This window comes from Rhizorhabdus wittichii, assembly GCF_017607425.1.
Taxonomy (GTDB): Bacteria; Pseudomonadota; Alphaproteobacteria; order Sphingomonadales; family Sphingomonadaceae; genus Rhizorhabdus; species Rhizorhabdus wittichii.
The window spans coordinates 108,174-123,012 of sequence record NZ_CP059321.1 but is presented as its reverse complement, the minus strand read 5'-3'; the positions used below and the strand labels follow the sequence as shown (position 1 = coordinate 123,012).

8 protein-coding genes are annotated in these 14,839 nt (G+C 60.0%); 4 read left to right on the top strand and 4 right to left on the bottom strand.

Features of this window, described 5'->3' with window-relative positions:
• Window positions 1-6 precede the first annotated feature (6 nt).
• The 3 genes from HRJ34_RS28935 to HRJ34_RS28925 are packed head-to-tail and all read left to right on the top strand — an operon-like array spanning window position 7 to window position 5,077.
• The gene (locus tag HRJ34_RS28935; protein WP_208634639.1) at window positions 7-930 is read left to right on the top strand and encodes a DUF4007 family protein; all 924 of its coding nucleotides are present in this window, start codon (window positions 7-9) and stop codon (window positions 928-930) included.
• On the top strand, window positions 927-4,241 hold the full coding sequence (locus tag HRJ34_RS28930) for a hypothetical protein (RefSeq protein ID WP_208634638.1): 3,315 nt from the start codon (window positions 927-929) through the stop codon (window positions 4,239-4,241). Before HRJ34_RS28935 ends, HRJ34_RS28930 begins: the two co-directional genes overlap by 4 nt.
• Window positions 4,238-5,077 (top strand): phosphoadenosine phosphosulfate reductase family protein, encoded by an 840-nt coding sequence (locus HRJ34_RS28925; RefSeq protein ID WP_208634637.1) that lies wholly within the window; start codon window positions 4,238-4,240, stop codon window positions 5,075-5,077. Before HRJ34_RS28930 ends, HRJ34_RS28925 begins: the two co-directional genes overlap by 4 nt.
• 15 nt (window positions 5,078-5,092) lie before the next feature.
• On the opposite strand, the gene HRJ34_RS28920 is transcribed toward HRJ34_RS28925, so the two are convergent.
• Genes HRJ34_RS28920 through HRJ34_RS28910 form a run of 3 tightly spaced genes read right to left on the bottom strand, consistent with a single transcriptional unit; the run spans window position 5,093 to window position 12,641 of the window.
• Window positions 5,093-10,519: an FtsK/SpoIIIE domain-containing protein gene (locus HRJ34_RS28920; RefSeq protein ID WP_208634636.1), complete on the bottom strand. Its 5,427-nt coding sequence runs from the start codon at window positions 10,517-10,519 to the stop codon at window positions 5,093-5,095.
• Window positions 10,516-12,066, bottom strand: a complete 1,551-nt coding sequence (locus HRJ34_RS28915; RefSeq protein ID WP_319025647.1) for a hypothetical protein — start codon at window positions 12,064-12,066, stop codon at window positions 10,516-10,518. The genes HRJ34_RS28920 and HRJ34_RS28915 overlap by 4 nt, the downstream gene beginning before the upstream one ends.
• A complete protein-coding gene (locus HRJ34_RS28910; RefSeq protein ID WP_208634635.1) occupies window positions 12,063-12,641 on the bottom strand; it encodes a hypothetical protein in 579 nt (192 codons plus the stop codon). Before HRJ34_RS28910 ends, HRJ34_RS28915 begins: the two co-directional genes overlap by 4 nt.
• Window positions 12,642-12,811: 170 nt before the next feature.
• Between HRJ34_RS28910 and HRJ34_RS28905 the strand changes: the two genes are divergently transcribed.
• Window positions 12,812-13,648 (top strand): IS5 family transposase, encoded by an 837-nt coding sequence (locus tag HRJ34_RS28905; protein ID WP_208631555.1) that lies wholly within the window; start codon window positions 12,812-12,814, stop codon window positions 13,646-13,648.
• Between the two features lie 7 nt (window positions 13,649-13,655).
• Here HRJ34_RS28905 and HRJ34_RS28900 read toward each other — a convergent pair whose 3' ends face one another.
• Complete coding sequence (locus HRJ34_RS28900) at window positions 13,656-14,783, bottom strand: hypothetical protein (protein WP_208634634.1); 1,128 nt, start codon at window positions 14,781-14,783, stop codon at window positions 13,656-13,658.
• Between the last annotated feature and the right edge of the window lie 56 nt (window positions 14,784-14,839).

Below are 14,839 nucleotides of genomic sequence, written 5' to 3'. Positions count from 1 at the left end.
TGCGCCATGAAGCATGGGGCATTTGATAACGATTCGAAAGGTCAGTTCGCCGGCCACGAGACCTTCCCGCTACGCCTTCTGTGGCTGAAGAAGGCCTTCGACGCCGTCGCGGATGGGGGTTCGTCTGGAACATTCCAAGAACAAGAAGCCATTGCACGCTTTGGTGTGGGTCGCAATATGGCGGCATCGATGCGCTATTGGGCGCTTGCTTCAGGGTTTTTTACCGAAGCGGACCGGAAAATTGCGCCAAGCGATCTTGGCCGACTGATCCTCGCCGACACCGGCTTTGATCCCTATGTTGAGCGGGCATCGACGATTTGGCTCGCGCACTGGCATATCGCCAGTAGCCAAGCGATGACGAGCACGGCCTTCTATGCTTTCAATGTGCTGTCCGCGATCGAGTTTGATCCACCGACGTTGATCGAGGAGCTACTGGACTTGGTGGCTGCCCGCGGCTGGCGCGCGACACGCGGTACGCTCAAACGTGATGTCGAGGTTTTCCTGCGCAGCTATGTCCGCCGCGGCGATGCGCTCAACGAAGATGCTGCAGAGCCGTTACTGGCTGAGCTGGGTCTGATCCGTGAGGCTCGGATAGGTGGCTGGTACGAGTTTGTTCGCGGCCCCAAGCCCACCCTGTTAGACGGGATATTCGCTTACGCGCTGGCGCAGTTTTGGGAACGACAAGGTGGCTCGACGGCGTTGACGGTCGAGCAGATTTGTTACGCGCCCGGCTCCCCCGGGCGGGTGTTCAAGCTTGACGAAGACAGCGTCATTACACGGCTGATGCGTCTTGACGAGGTCACCCACGATGCGTGGCAATGGACTGATACGGCAGGGCTACGGCAGATCCAGCGGCGTGAGGATATCGATCCGCTGCGTTTGATCGCTCTTGCCTATCCGCAAGCTGATCCGCTGGCGGTGGCCGCGTGACACAACTGGCCGATCACGTCTCGATAGATCGTCGATTCGCGCGCTCTGCGCGGATCGACGCGGATCTCAATGGCACGCCACCTCTCGTTGGCTATGTGTTACAAGCAAGCGTCGCGAAGTCGCTGGCGACGCTGTCGCAAAGCCAGGTCGATAGCCAGCAGGGTGCTTTCACCTGGACTGGACCCTATGGCGGGGGCAAGTCGAGTGCAGCGCTTCTGGTTGCCAATCTCGTCGCCGGTGCCCCCGAAAACCGCAAGGTTGCTCGCAAGATCGCCGGTAAGGCCATGACCGCGGCTTATGCCGATGCTTTCCCCGAGGAACACGGCCCCTGGTTCGTTGTTGCCGTAACTGGCAGCCGGACGCGGTTGCGCGACGCGATAGCCGATGCGGCCTCGACGGCCTTCCAATGGGATGCCGAACGACGCGCAGCGGCCGGTTCGAGCGATGATATGCTGATCCGCTTAATCAAGCGATCGGGCGAAGAAGCCGGCACTGGGACGCTCCTGATCCTCGACGAGCTCGGCAAGCTGCTCGAGCATGAAGCGCTGGAAGGCGGCGATGTTCATCTCCTTCAGGACATCGCCGAACATGCTTCTCGCAGCAAAGGGCGATTGGTCGTCATCGGCATCCTCCACCAGTCGTTCGAGCAATATGCAGCCCGCGCCGCGCGCGACGCGCGGCAGGAATGGGCGAAGGTCCAGGGGCGCTTCCATGATATTGCATTTTTGAGTGGCGCCGATGAAACCGTTGCGCTGCTTGGCCGGGCGATCTCATGTCCGTGGCGTCCGGACAATGCGACAATAAGCGCATCGGCCGTCGCCCACGCTGTGGCACTGCGCAGACCCACCGAAACTGATGTGCTGACTCAAGCCCTAACAGCGACCTGGCCGCTCAACCCAGTGACCTCGCTACTGCTGGGGCCGGTGTCCCGTGCGCGCTTTGCGCAGAATGAGCGCAGCGTATTTGGTTTTCTCAGTTCAGCCGAACCGGCAGGGTTTCAAGAGTTCTTGCAGTCCACCACTGTCGGTGGCGGCACCTATGATCCGGCCAGGCTCTGGGACTATCTCGGCTCGAACTTCGGGATGGCGCTCGCCAGCGGCAATGACGGCAACCGGTTTAGCCTTGCATTCGAAGCCATCGAACGGGCAGCCGCCAAAGGCAATGAGGTCCATGTCGCCCTGACCAAGTCGGCGGCCGTGATAGAGTTCTTCCGTAATGGTTCGGGGCTTGCTCTGGCTGATGATATTCTCGCCCAAGCCGTCCCCGAGGTCGACGAGAAAAGGCGTCGGGCTGCGATTGCGGACCTGCTCGACTGGGCCGTCTTGATCCGTCAGCCGCGGCTTGGCGGGTATGCTTTGTTCGCCGGTAGCGATTTCGATCTCGAAGATGCTATTTCCCGATCGGTAGTACCGGTCGATACGGGCCAGCTTGAGGGATTGCCCCAGCGTGTCGGTTTCGGTTTCGCGACGGCCAAACGTCATTATTTCCTCACCGGCGCGCTTCGGACATTCGAAATCGGCTTGGTTCTTGCCGGCTCTGATGACACGCCTGCGAGCATCGCTGCGTCCCTGCTCGCTAGGCCCGAACGCGGTAGTGGGCTTCTAGCGCTCATCCTTGGTGACGGGAAAATCAACCAGGCTGAAGTCAAAGTGCTGTGCAAGGCCACAGCGGCGATCCTGAAGACCAGCGGTCGGATCATGGCAATTGGCGGTGCGGCCGATAGCTTCGCGCTTCGGTCGAGTGCGGCCGAACTGATCGCGGTTGAGCGTGTTTATCGCGATCACCCCCAGCTCGAGGGCGACCGTATCGCGCGGCGCGAGATTGCAGCGCGCCAATCGCACTGCATCGACCTATTGCATCGCACGCTTGAGGCATCGCTCGAGGGCGCGCGCTGGTGGCTGGCACCGACGCCCGGCAAACCCATGCGCGAACCCCTCGCGTTAATCGCAAGCGCGCTTGCTGATGTTGGTTTTCCTGAAGCGCCGATCCTGAAGAGCGAACTGCTCCAACGCGACAAGCCGTCATCCAACTCGATGGCCGCGCTGCGTGAGCTCTGCCACGCCATGGTCATGCACGGCTCCAAGAAGGATCTGGGCATGACCGGCTATCCCGCCGAACTCGGCCTCTATCTGACCGTGCTCAAGCCGTTCGGTCTTCACGCGGAAATCGCGCCCGGACGTTTCGATTTCGCCGCGCCTGATCGCTCGCCGCAAGGCACCTCGCTTCGCCCGGCATGGCAGGTGATCAGTGAGGCGGGCGACGATACCCTCGGTCACGTCTATGCGGTGTGGGCGAAGCCGCCATTTGGAATCAAGGCTGGTGTCATGCCGGTCTTGGCGCTGGCCTTCATGCTCTCGATGCGCGACACGATCGCCGTCTATATCAACGGCGTCTTCCAGATCGCGATCGATGATGTTGTCGTCGACAAGTTGCTGCAGCGGCCAGGCGATTTTCGCCTTCGCAAGATTGATCGGTCCGTTCGGGAAACCGCTTTTCTGAGCGGTCTGGCCTTGTTGTTCGGCATCGATCAGGACGCGGCATCGCTACCTGTCGCACAAGCGCTGTTCCAGCGGTTCGAAGCACTTCCCACTTATGCGGCACGCACCAACCGGATCAGCGAGAGTGCGCGGCTCATCCGTCGCATCGTCATGAAATCCAGCGATCCCGAAGCCCTGCTGTTCGACGACCTCCCAAATGCGCTTGGGGACACATTGGCACCTGAGCCCGTATTCGAAGCGCTGCTGGAATGCGAAGCCGCATATCCAACGCTGCTCTTGGAAATGCGACGCGCTCTCGGACGGGCGCTTGGCGTGGATCCGGTCACGTTCGAGGGAATCGCAGAGCGGGGGGCGCTGACCAAGAATCTCACTAATGATTTCAATTTCGATGCGTTTGCCGATCGAGCCGCCGGCCTGGAAACTGAGGACGGAGATATCGAAGGGCTGCTCAGCATCCTGTTGCACCGTCCCGCCCATGGCTGGTCCGATCGCGATCGCGAACAGGCGTTGACCGAAGTAGCTCGCTACGGCCGACGTTTCCGCGAACTGGAAGCCTTGGCGGTGGTGCGCGACCGTCGATCGAATACGGAAGCGCTAGCACTGGTGGTTGGGCTTGATCCGTTGACGCCGCCGCTCCTGAGCAGTTTCGTTCTTACCGAAAGCGAAAAAGTGCAAGCGGCGCGATTGGCTGAACGAGTGCTTGAAACATTGGGCTCGGATCGCGCGGATCGACAGTTGCGCCTTGCGGCGCTGGCGCGGGCGGTCGCCAGCTTAGCTGCCGAACGCGAAGACGAAGAAGTGGAGGCAGCGTGAAGGCCGAACGGCATATATTGGGTGTTTCGGGCGGGCGCGATAGCGCCGCGCTGGCGGTGTATATGCGCCAGCATCATCCCAAACTGCCGATCGAGTATTTCTTCACCGATACCGGCAAGGAGCTGCCCGAGGTCTACGAGTTTCTGGACAAGCTAGAAGGTTTTCTCGGACGGCCGATCGAGCGTTTGAACCCCGACCGCGACTTTGATTTCTGGCTCGAGGAATATGGCAATTTCCTGCCTTCACCCCGCACACGCTGGTGTACCCGCCAGTTGAAACTGAGGCCACTCGAGCAGTGGCTGCGCCGCGACCTCGATGCCGGCACGATCGTTCATTCCTACGTCGCCATTCGCGCTGATGAGCCGACCCGCGAAGGCTATCAGTCCACACAGGCCAATATGAAGGTGCATCTGCCGCTGCGCGAGGCAGGTATTGATCGGACCGGCGTGATCGAAATCCTCGACCGTGCTGATGTCGGTGAACCGGAATATTATAGCTGGCGGTCTCGATCGGGCTGCACCTTCTGCTTCTTTCAGCAGAAGATCGAATGGGTGCGTTTATCGGAGCATCATCCTGGGCGCTTTGCCGAAGCTGTCGATTATGAAAAGACAGCACTTAAGGACGGATCGCCATTCACCTGGAGCCAGGGAGAGAGTCTGACCGACCTGGTCCAACCCGCTCGGGTCGAACAGATCAAAGCGGATTATGAGAAGCGCCGCGAGCGACTGCGCCGGAACCGCAAGGTCAATCCGCTATCGGCGCGCACCGCCGAAACCATCGATGATGTGTATGGCATCGACGAAGCTGCAGGCGGGTGCGTCATCTGCCACAAGTAGGCAGACGTCCAAGCCTCAACCCACACTGGCGTCGCCCGCGATGATCGCATCGACGGCACGATCGATATCGTCATCCGATAGGAACGGTGCCTGAGCATATATAATTCCGGGTTCGCCCGACAGGCGAGCCGCGAGATGGCCAAGACCTAAAAGCTGCTCCGCGCCTTTGACGCCAAGCGCAATTTCGGATGTGCCTACGCTCGCCACCTTTAGGATGAGACGGTTACCGAGATTGTCGCGCAACTGCATCGGCATGACGTTGGCGTCGGGACGCTGAGCCGCAAAAATCAGATGTATGCCAGCGGCGCGCGCCTTAACGCCCAGGCGCGAGACGTTCGCCGTGACTGCCGATTTATAGTCTTCGGTTAACATCCACTCGGCAAATTCGTCGTGGACGAGGAAGATCACTGGCAACCTGTCAGCAGCCGCAGCCTTGGTGTTGTAGGCCCGGATATCGCGTGCGCCATGGGTCCGGAACAGTTCGTAGCGCTGCTCCATCTCCCTCACGAGACCTTCCATAACCTCGACCGCCCGTACTTGATCAACGATCACGCCATCTTGCAGATGGGGCAGCCGTTCGATCGCAGCATAATCGACACCCATTTTTGGATCGATCAGATAGATATGGGCGAGGGCGCTCGGATTGGTAGCCGCAATATCAAGCAGCAACGCCTGGATCAACACCGACTTGCCACTACCGGTCGCGCCGGCGACCAATGTGTGCGGCTCATGCGCATGGCCTCCACCAAAGGCGCCGCCAAGGTTAAGATAAAGAACGTCGCCGTCGAGTTCCTTCAGACCCAGCACGAAGGAGGTGTTCATGCCGGCCGGGTTGCGATTGAGTGCACGGCGCGCCCACACATCCCAGAGCGAAACGATCTGGCGCTGCGGTCGCGCTACGCCGACCACAATCTCGCCCGGTAAAGGTGAAATCGAGATGAGGCGAAGGCCGTGCGTCGTCAGCAGCGCCGATTGGCGAGCCTCGAGGTCTTCGACACGGAGGCGATCGCTACCCATGAAGCGAATAAGGGCGGCATTAGGCGTCAGGCGTGTGCCAACGATCTTAGCCTGGAGATTATAGCCTAGAAGCGCGGATCGCAGCTTCTGGGCGCTGCTCTCCAGCCAGGCCCGCTCCTCGGCAGAATCCTCGATCGAGCGCTCGGCATTGGCCCGGATTAGCGCATCGAGCGACTTGCCCGATGGCTGGGCAGTGTCGGGCGTCGCTACTACGGTCTCAGGCACCAGATGGGCTTGGGTCTCGAGCTTGATGGCAACCGGCGAGTGCGCTGGCTCGGGTTCCGCCGTTTTTGGTGCCTCAATTTCCTCGGCCGCAGACGAAGCATCTGATCCGGACGGTGGCGCGGGCGGTGTATCGGGTGCTGGTGGTGGCATGCCGCCCTCAGGCGCATCGTCATCATCGTCATCATCATCGCCACCACCCACAATCACAGGTGTCGGCAGGGGCGATTTGGGCTCGGCCGCAATCGCCTTGGTCCAGTCGACACGAGGTGCGGGATCGCGATAGTTTGCCTGATCCCAAACATGCTCATCACCAAGCGCCTGGCGTAGCCCCCCAAGCGGTGCATTGGCTTCATAGGCCTTGATCAGTTGACGCAGGCCTTCGCGGCTGAACACCTCCTGCAGGCCACTGGCGATGTCCGCGATCGGCTCCTGTTCACCGAGCGAACTGGCATCACCTGCCGGGCCGGAGATGAAAATATGCGAATAGCCGCGAAGGTCGATCGGCACCGAACCGCGGCGGATACCGTCCCGCACCCGCTCGAGCAGGCTACCCTGGCCGAGCGCCGCAGTACCGTCGAGTAGCAGATCGGCGATCCGCGACAGCCACAGGTCGCGGTCGAGACGGCCGGGATCGCCGAACAAAGCGTCATCCATCCGCGCCACGGTTTGGCGAAGCTGCTGTCGCGATTTCCTGCTGGCTTCCGCAAGGCCCGACGCATCGACATATTTTGCTTCCGTGACGACCGCGCGCAGCCTGACCGTGCCGTCCGGATCAGTGCCGACGGATAGGCCTAGTATGTCGGCAATACCCTCCTCACGCTGGCCAAGCCATTCGGCATAGTCGTCGAGTAAGAACCACGCGACCGCAGCGCTGCCGCCAAGCTCTTCCCTGACCAGGGCTCGGCTCAGTACGAGCCCGACCAGTTCACCGGCTGACACACCGCGCTTGGCGGCACGCAATACGATATCGCCCGAGATGGCCGCCGCGTCGTCGATCATGCGTCGAGCCAGCGCCGAGAGCTTGTCGTCGGTCAGACCGAGCGAAAGCTCCGACAGCCTACGCCGGACGAGGACGTGCAGGATACGCAGTTCCGAGGTCGAGGAGACAACCATATTGCGGCCATGAGTCCGCTGTCGGCGATAGCGGATGACGTTGATGCCCTGCGCGGCGAGCTGACGCTTGTCGAGCAGATCGTCATAGGTCGCGACCCACTCGGCAAGGGCGTGGACCTCGTCGAACATCGATTTCAGGCCATGGTCCTGAAACGATATTTGCCGCGCTGGCAGATAATGAACTTGGGGATCGTGCGACTGGCGGCGAATGACGCCAGCCACTGCATCGACATAGGCCCAACCGGCATCGGGCTGCCTGGGACAGGTAAGATAACTGGTGGCTTTCAGCTCATCTTCGGCCGTGACCCGACGATAGGACCAACGCGAGGGGACATGCTCCAGCAGCGTCGGATTGTCGTTGCCGGCGGGTACGGGGAACCAGTCTTCGCGCGCCTGGCGCGAGACCACGTCGTGGAGGAATGCAACGTCGATCTCGCGACTCGTGCCGTCCGCAGGGACGCTGCCGCTGTCCAACATGACGCCGATCCGCAGTTTGGACATAAAGTTGCGAGACGTCTCGCTGACCACGACCGCATCGGGATCACCTTCGGATTTCTCGAGCAGTTCGGAATACACATTGCCGAGCTTGGAGCGGTCGCGGTGCCGGACCATCACATTGCAATGCACTTCATCCTGATCCTGGACCGAGTTGAGTGCATTAACGGTGGCGAGTGGGAGACCCGCAGCATCGCAATTATAGAGCATGATGCTGAGATTCGAGCGCTCATGCGGCTGAAGATCAAGATAGCGATCAAGAAGGCCTCGGATCTGCCGCGCCGCCTCGGCCGGATCGACATCGGTAGCCGTTTCCGACGGATCGCGTACCGGTCGTTCGAGTAGGCTATAGTCGTTTACGGTGCTGGTCTCAGCCAGCAGGACTGCCTCAGATCCGTTATAACCTACCGCGATCTCGGGATAGAGCGGATGGGCGAGCTCTTCGCGGAGATCCGAAAAGAAAAGTCTGGGATCCCCGAAATTCACGTCAACATCGGACAGCAGATAGTCGATTAGGCCAGTTAGCGATCGCATTTTGACCGCTGTTCCGGCCATTCGCAATGGGTGCCAGGGGGCGACGATCGCTGATGGCGCCGCTCCTGTGACCATGACAGCGCCGATGCCAAGTATCGGCTCCCACAGATCGCGCCTGCTGATATCGCCTGTGGCATTGACCGAAAGGGTGCGCAGCAACGCGCCATACGCTTCGGCCTGTTCAAGCAGCACCGATGAAGCATACCCCGAGCTCTGTAGTGCGCCGACGGCCTCGATATAGAGCAGCGAGAATCGTAGCCATGCCTCTTCGATCGCCTGTGCGCCTCCGGGGGAAAGCCGACCGGCAACCTTTGCTTCCTTCAGCTGGCGAGGAAATTGCTTGCCGATATCCGCGCCGGCATTGTTACGCGGAATGAGCGAACCGGAGTCCTGGCCGAACGCTGGTTGGAGCGTGCCGACCTCGGCGAGCGAGACAGCCTGAAGAGCGCCCTTCTGGCTGACAGGTAAACGCGCGACATTGGTGCGGACCAGCGGCCGCTTGATCAGCCGCGCCAGATCTCCTGGAAATTCAAGACCGATGGCATTGGGTTGCGCTTGCCAGACCAACTGGACGACTGCGCGCTCACCGCTCGCGCCGCTCCCGACCTCAAGTATTACATCGAACTTGATCTGGACGCTTGCGCGCGAGACCGACGTGTTGGGTTTGTATTTTTTCCGCCGTCTGGCGCGCTCAAGCAATTCTTCATAGGCGAACAGATAGGGTGCGTCCCATTGCACTGCAGGGCCCATGAGCGATTGCAGCCCACGATAGCGTAGCCCGAACGCCCGGCCGACATCAGCGTTGATGTCGAGCCACTGGCCACGCGTGCGGCGTGCCGACTTGATCTTGAGCGTGCGCTGGCTGCCATGCGCGTTGACCTGACCAAAGAGGCGCTCGATCGCCCGCAAAAGACCTTCCGCGAAATCGGTGCACTCGATAGGTCGCCCGAAGATGAAGCGCTCCCATTTTGCGCGGAGCGGCTTTTCCTTGGCGAGATCCTCGCGATGGGCCTCGAAAAACTCGCGGTCGTCGTCCCGGGCCTCTTTCAACGAGGTACGGGCTTTCAGCTGCGCAAGATATTGGAGATCGGTATCGCTCAGGCGGTCGGGAAACTCGAACTCGAAGAAGTTGATCGTCTCTTCTGGAAGGCGGGTTTTCTTTTGCTTCAACCCCGAAAAAAGCTGAAGGATGCTGTCGGATTCCCATTCGAAGGTGGCAAGGGTTTCGGCCTCATCACCCCAGCCAGGTGCCGCTTCGATAAAGGCTTCGATCCCCTCATAGGCATGCGGTGCGATATCTTCTCGCACCTGCTCGAACTGTGAGCGAAGCTCCTCACTCTCGATAATCTGGCGGTTGGCTCTCTGCTTGTTGAGCAGGGGCTTCCGATCGGAAACCAATTTCTCGAAAAGTTTCTTCCAGCGGCGCGACTGATCACTATCCTTGTCGGTCAGGCCGAGAAAATAGCCACTGTCCCGTGGCAAATGCAGAGCGGGAAGCGCCCAACCCAACGCTGCAGCCACTGGTGTTGACTGTTCCTCAATACGGGAACGGGTGAGGGCCACATAGTGGGCGATCTGATGGAGGGTCCAATCGTCGGCTTCATTCAACCCACGCAAAGCCGCAATCCAGGCCTTGGTCTGGCCTTCGAGCAAACCAAGGCCCGCGCTTGCCGCCTCAACCCAGGGCATGGGATCTTCGGTCAGCTGCTTGGCGCCGACCAAAGTGACATCGTGCAGCGAAGCGCCCTGGTCGTCATCAGCGTTGGCCATTAGCAGCGCCGGCCGATCGCACTCTGCATTGCGAACATGGGTCGTGCGCTCGTCCGTCAGGACATGCTCTGGAAGGTGGAAACCCGTAACGAGCGCGCGCGGGATTGCGATTTTCAGCAAAGCGTCTGTAGCGGAATCCTTGAGTAAGGCTGCTGCAATCGCTGCGACCTGCTCGCCCGAGAGACGATCGAGCAGGAAGCGTGCGACGCCGTCATCATCCGACGTCGTGCCAAGGCGCTGCCGCAGCGAGGCCGCGCCAGCGGCGCCGATAAGTTCTGATGGTTTCACGCCGTGTCCGTCCGCTGGAATGGGTTTTCGACATAGGCGCAGGAATCCGACAATCGCTTTAGCAGGCCGAGGCTCGCGAGCCGCTCTTCCAGCCTGCGGGCATTGTCGGAGAAATCTTCTTGGTCGGCGTTGCCGCTGGCAATCAGATCGCGCGCCTGGCCATCGCCAATGACCACTCCATAGCGCGTATAGAGCGCCTCAAGGAAATCCTTGAACTCCATGCGTCGCCCCACGCATGTCACCACAAGAGTTTTCAGAAGCCGGTCGGTCGGTGCGTAGCGAATTCGCCGGCTCGACCGCCGTGACGAGAGGCCGATCGCGCGCGACCAAGTCGCGTGCACCTTCCCGACATGCTGCTTGTGCCGGGTGATAGCGCGCTCTACCAAGCGGCTCACGAGCAAATCGGGATCTGTCCCAATATCGTCGGTGTCGTCAGGCTCCGGCCAGTCGAATGCCTTTTTCAGTATCTCGGCCGCATTGAACGCGGGCTCATCCGACGCCACCGCGTTTGTCCATGCTTGGGTTTCGGTCGACATTCTGATGAAGCGGTCCAGCGCTTGCTGTGGCAGCATATTGTTATGTTGGTAGGAGTCGCCCGAGAGATCACGGACCACCGATTTCTTGGGTGATACGATCTCGCAGACCAAGGTAATCGGCGGACGAGCGAGCACCTCGCGTGCTCTGTCGAGTTGATAGAGGACCAGATTGAGACCGGTAACCGTTACCAGGTGTGGGATCGCATCATAGGCGGGGATAGGCAGATCGAGGATCGCCAGCCAGTCTTCCGCAAGCCGGTCGAATACAGGATGGGTAGCGCAGGGCAGGAACGCCCCGCCCCGCTCGGCCCGGGACTTTTGCGGTTCTCCCTGCAGCGCCCGCACCATACCGTCATAGGGCGCTGGGTTTTCAAGAAAGCGCTCGATAAGCTTTGTGCGCAGCTCATCGGAGCGATTGCTGCGACAGAGCATCAGGTAAAGCAGCTCGCCGGTACGCGCGAAGAAACGTCGATCGGTCGAGATGCCACCCTTGGCACTGACGCTAACATCTTCATACAGTGCGTTCGGCCCGAAGGGGAAAACGAACTTTGAACTCCAGCGCTTGTTGCTGGTGCCTTCGATCGCCGATCCCTGCAGGAAATCGATTACCGCTGCGAAATCGTAGAAGGTTTCGAACCGCTCGCGCAGATAGGAAAAGTCGGGTTTGTCGATGCCGCCTGCCGACTGCGCCATTTTCTGCAGCCACAGCGACCAGGATGCGTCGTCTGACAGGTTTGCCGCCCGGACCGTGACGATATGCGGGTTGTTGAAGACGAGGTTGCGCAGTTTGAGCTGAACCTGTGGGCGATAGGAAAGCGTGTTCAACTCACCTTCGACCAAGGGTCTACCCGCTTCATGTTCGGCCAGCAGGACGGTCAGAAATTCGAGGAAAGTCAGCCAGGGTGATTGCTCATCATGAAGTCGATGACCCCATATGGCCTCATCGACCCATATGGCTGGGCCGCTCTTGTCCTCGAACAGCGATGGACGATCGAGCACTTCCATGGTCATGCTCGCACCATTACCCGACGTGGCGTGGCGCGCCCGTCATTGCCCAGTTCGATGAACCTCAGCACCAGTTCGCCCTCGGATGCCTGGTCATCGCCATCGAGCCGGCGTCTATTTTCTGTTTCACGCAGCAGCCTTGCCTTGAACGCGAGGAGATCCTCATGACATTCTAGTGAGAAGCTGCTGGGTAGTGCCCCCTCGGCAACTCGACCCAGAAATTCGAACCGCGTTGGTGATAGAGAAAGCGTCACGAGCGGGATATCGTTGCCGCGGACGAGGCGAACCGAAACGCCAAAACCACCAAAATCATCGGCGACCAGACTGACTTCCTCGCCAGCGGCTCGGGGTACTGAAATGAGTTCATCTAACAACGGGCTGCGCTTGCTCTGCGAATAGCTGCCAGATGTAGCGAGAACGAGTTCATCCTGATTTTGGACCAGCATGCCGGTGAATATCCGGTTCAACCCACGCACGACGAGCGACAGCGCGGTACGCGGAAGTTGCTGTCCGGCAGCTAGCTTTTTTGCCACGTCTAGATACAGGCCCGCAAACCGGAACACGGTCAGATCCCAGAACATATATTGGGCTTCGAGCGCCTTTGGCATCGTGAAAAAGAGTCGCTGGCGCTGTGATCGGAGCAGCGTAAGAGCCTGATCCGAAATTAAGTTGAGTGGTATCAGCAAGTTAGCTTGACGCTAGCGCCAGTCGTTGATTCAGGGGTTTTGCAACAAACTTCCGGAGATCGACGATGTGGACCGATACCACTCGGGCGCAATATGCCCGTACAGAACTGGCTTTGCCAAGCGATTTGACCGATGCCGAATGGGCGGTGCTGGAGCCCTTCTTTCCGCCGCCCTCGTCGGTGGGACGTCCGCGCAAGTGGCCGCTCAGGCGCATTATCGAGGCGATTTTGTATTTGCTGCGCGGCGGGCTGCCGTGGCGGATGCTGCCGCCGTGCTTTCCGCCCGTCTCGACGGTGCGGCGCTGGTTTTATCTGTGGCGCGACAACGGCCTGTGGCTGTCGCTCAATCATGCCCTGCTGTTGATCGGGCGGGAAGCTGTAGGCCGCGAGGCTTCGCCGAGCGCCGGGGTGATCGACAGCCAGAGTGTGAAGACCTCGGAAAGCGGCGGGCCTCGCGGCTATGACGCGGGGAAGAGGATCAAGGGGCGCAAGCGCCACATCCTGACCGACACCGACGGCAATCTGGTCCATGCCGTGATCCATACTGCCGATATCCAGGATCGCGATGGCGCGCCGTTGGTGCTGGCCGAGATCGTCCGTCGCTTCCCGTGGCTGCGCCATGTCTTTGCCGACGGTGGCTATGCGGGCGAAAAGCTCAGGGATGCCCTGCGCCGCATCGGCAAATGGACCGTCGAGATCGTCAAGCGATCGGATACGGCAAAAGGCTTCGTCGTGCTGCCCAGGCGCTGGGTCGTCGAGCGAACGCTGGCTTGGCTCAATCGAAACCGGCGCCTCGCCAAGGACTTCGAACAAACCATCGCTTCCGCAACCGCATGGCTCTTCATCGCTTCAATCCAGCTCTTCACACGAAGAATCGCAAAGCTAGGAAATTACGCCCGATAATTTTGAATCAGGCTCTAAGATACCGGTAACGGTCGCTGGTTTCGACCCCTTCGAGATAGGCGCGTTGCGCGCGTACATAGGCGGGCGTGGCACCATAGATCGGATCGCTCAGCACTAGCGCGGCATAAGCCTCGGCATAGGCCGGATCGTCCGCGCCATAGACTAGCAGATTATCGACCCGGTTGCTGGTCTCCGCGCCGATGCCGAAGATGTTCAGCTTCTTGAACAGTTCGGTTTTCTCGGCCCGGCTGGCCTTCAAATTTTCGCCGAAGATGTTGCGATAGATGCTGGCAAGATCCGACCGCCCGCTTTGCTGAATGTCAGGCACATCGGCGCACGACATCAGGCCATCGCGCGCATCCGGGTGCCCAAGAAGACTGTTCGACGCAAGCGCCAGAAGCTGGCGGACCGGAAAATGGCTGCCATTGCGTTCGCTCAGTTCGATCAGTGAGGATAGTCGGTCCTGGAACGGATCCTCCGGGTCTTCCGCCATCATTCGCCTGCGATTTTCGCGGATTGGACAGCATTGTTCCTCAGTTTGGGACGGGCATGTGTCGCACCCCTCCCAACCTTCATGCTGGGTAATTGCCTTGATTATATCGAGGGTCATCTTTGCCGCCGGGGCACGGCTGAGGTCACTCAGTTCGAGGCGTACGCCTGCATCCGCCGCCGTTCCGGTTACCAGCAGGTCTTCAATGACCTGCGCCAAGCGCTTCACGGCTGCCGTTTGGGGCGCGGTTTTGAGTTTTTCCAAGAGCTGGCCATGGTTGGCTGCAACAAGATAGACGGTCTTCGCGTCGGGCGTCGTTGCGTCCGCCGCGAATGTCTCGATCAGGTCTCCGCCTTCCTGATCCTTAAGCTCGCTGAGATCCTTGACGATGACAAGAGTGCGATCGCCGATGGCGATGCTATGAAGTTTGGCTCCCTGGTTCCAGATTGCGACATCGCCGCCAAGCTCCGTCCAAACTTCGCGGCAATGATAAGTTTTGCCATCTCCGGCAGTCCCGGTGATTATCTGCGATAGGGGCGCATCGCTGCGAAAATTCGCGAGGAGAGCCGGCAGAAATTGCGCCGGAAGCGCGATCGGCGCAATCTTATGACGCCTCAGCGCCCGCTGAATCGACTCGTCATACATGTTGTCATTGGTAGGAATTGGCCCGTAATTCCGGAGGAATCGAACCCATGCCGCTG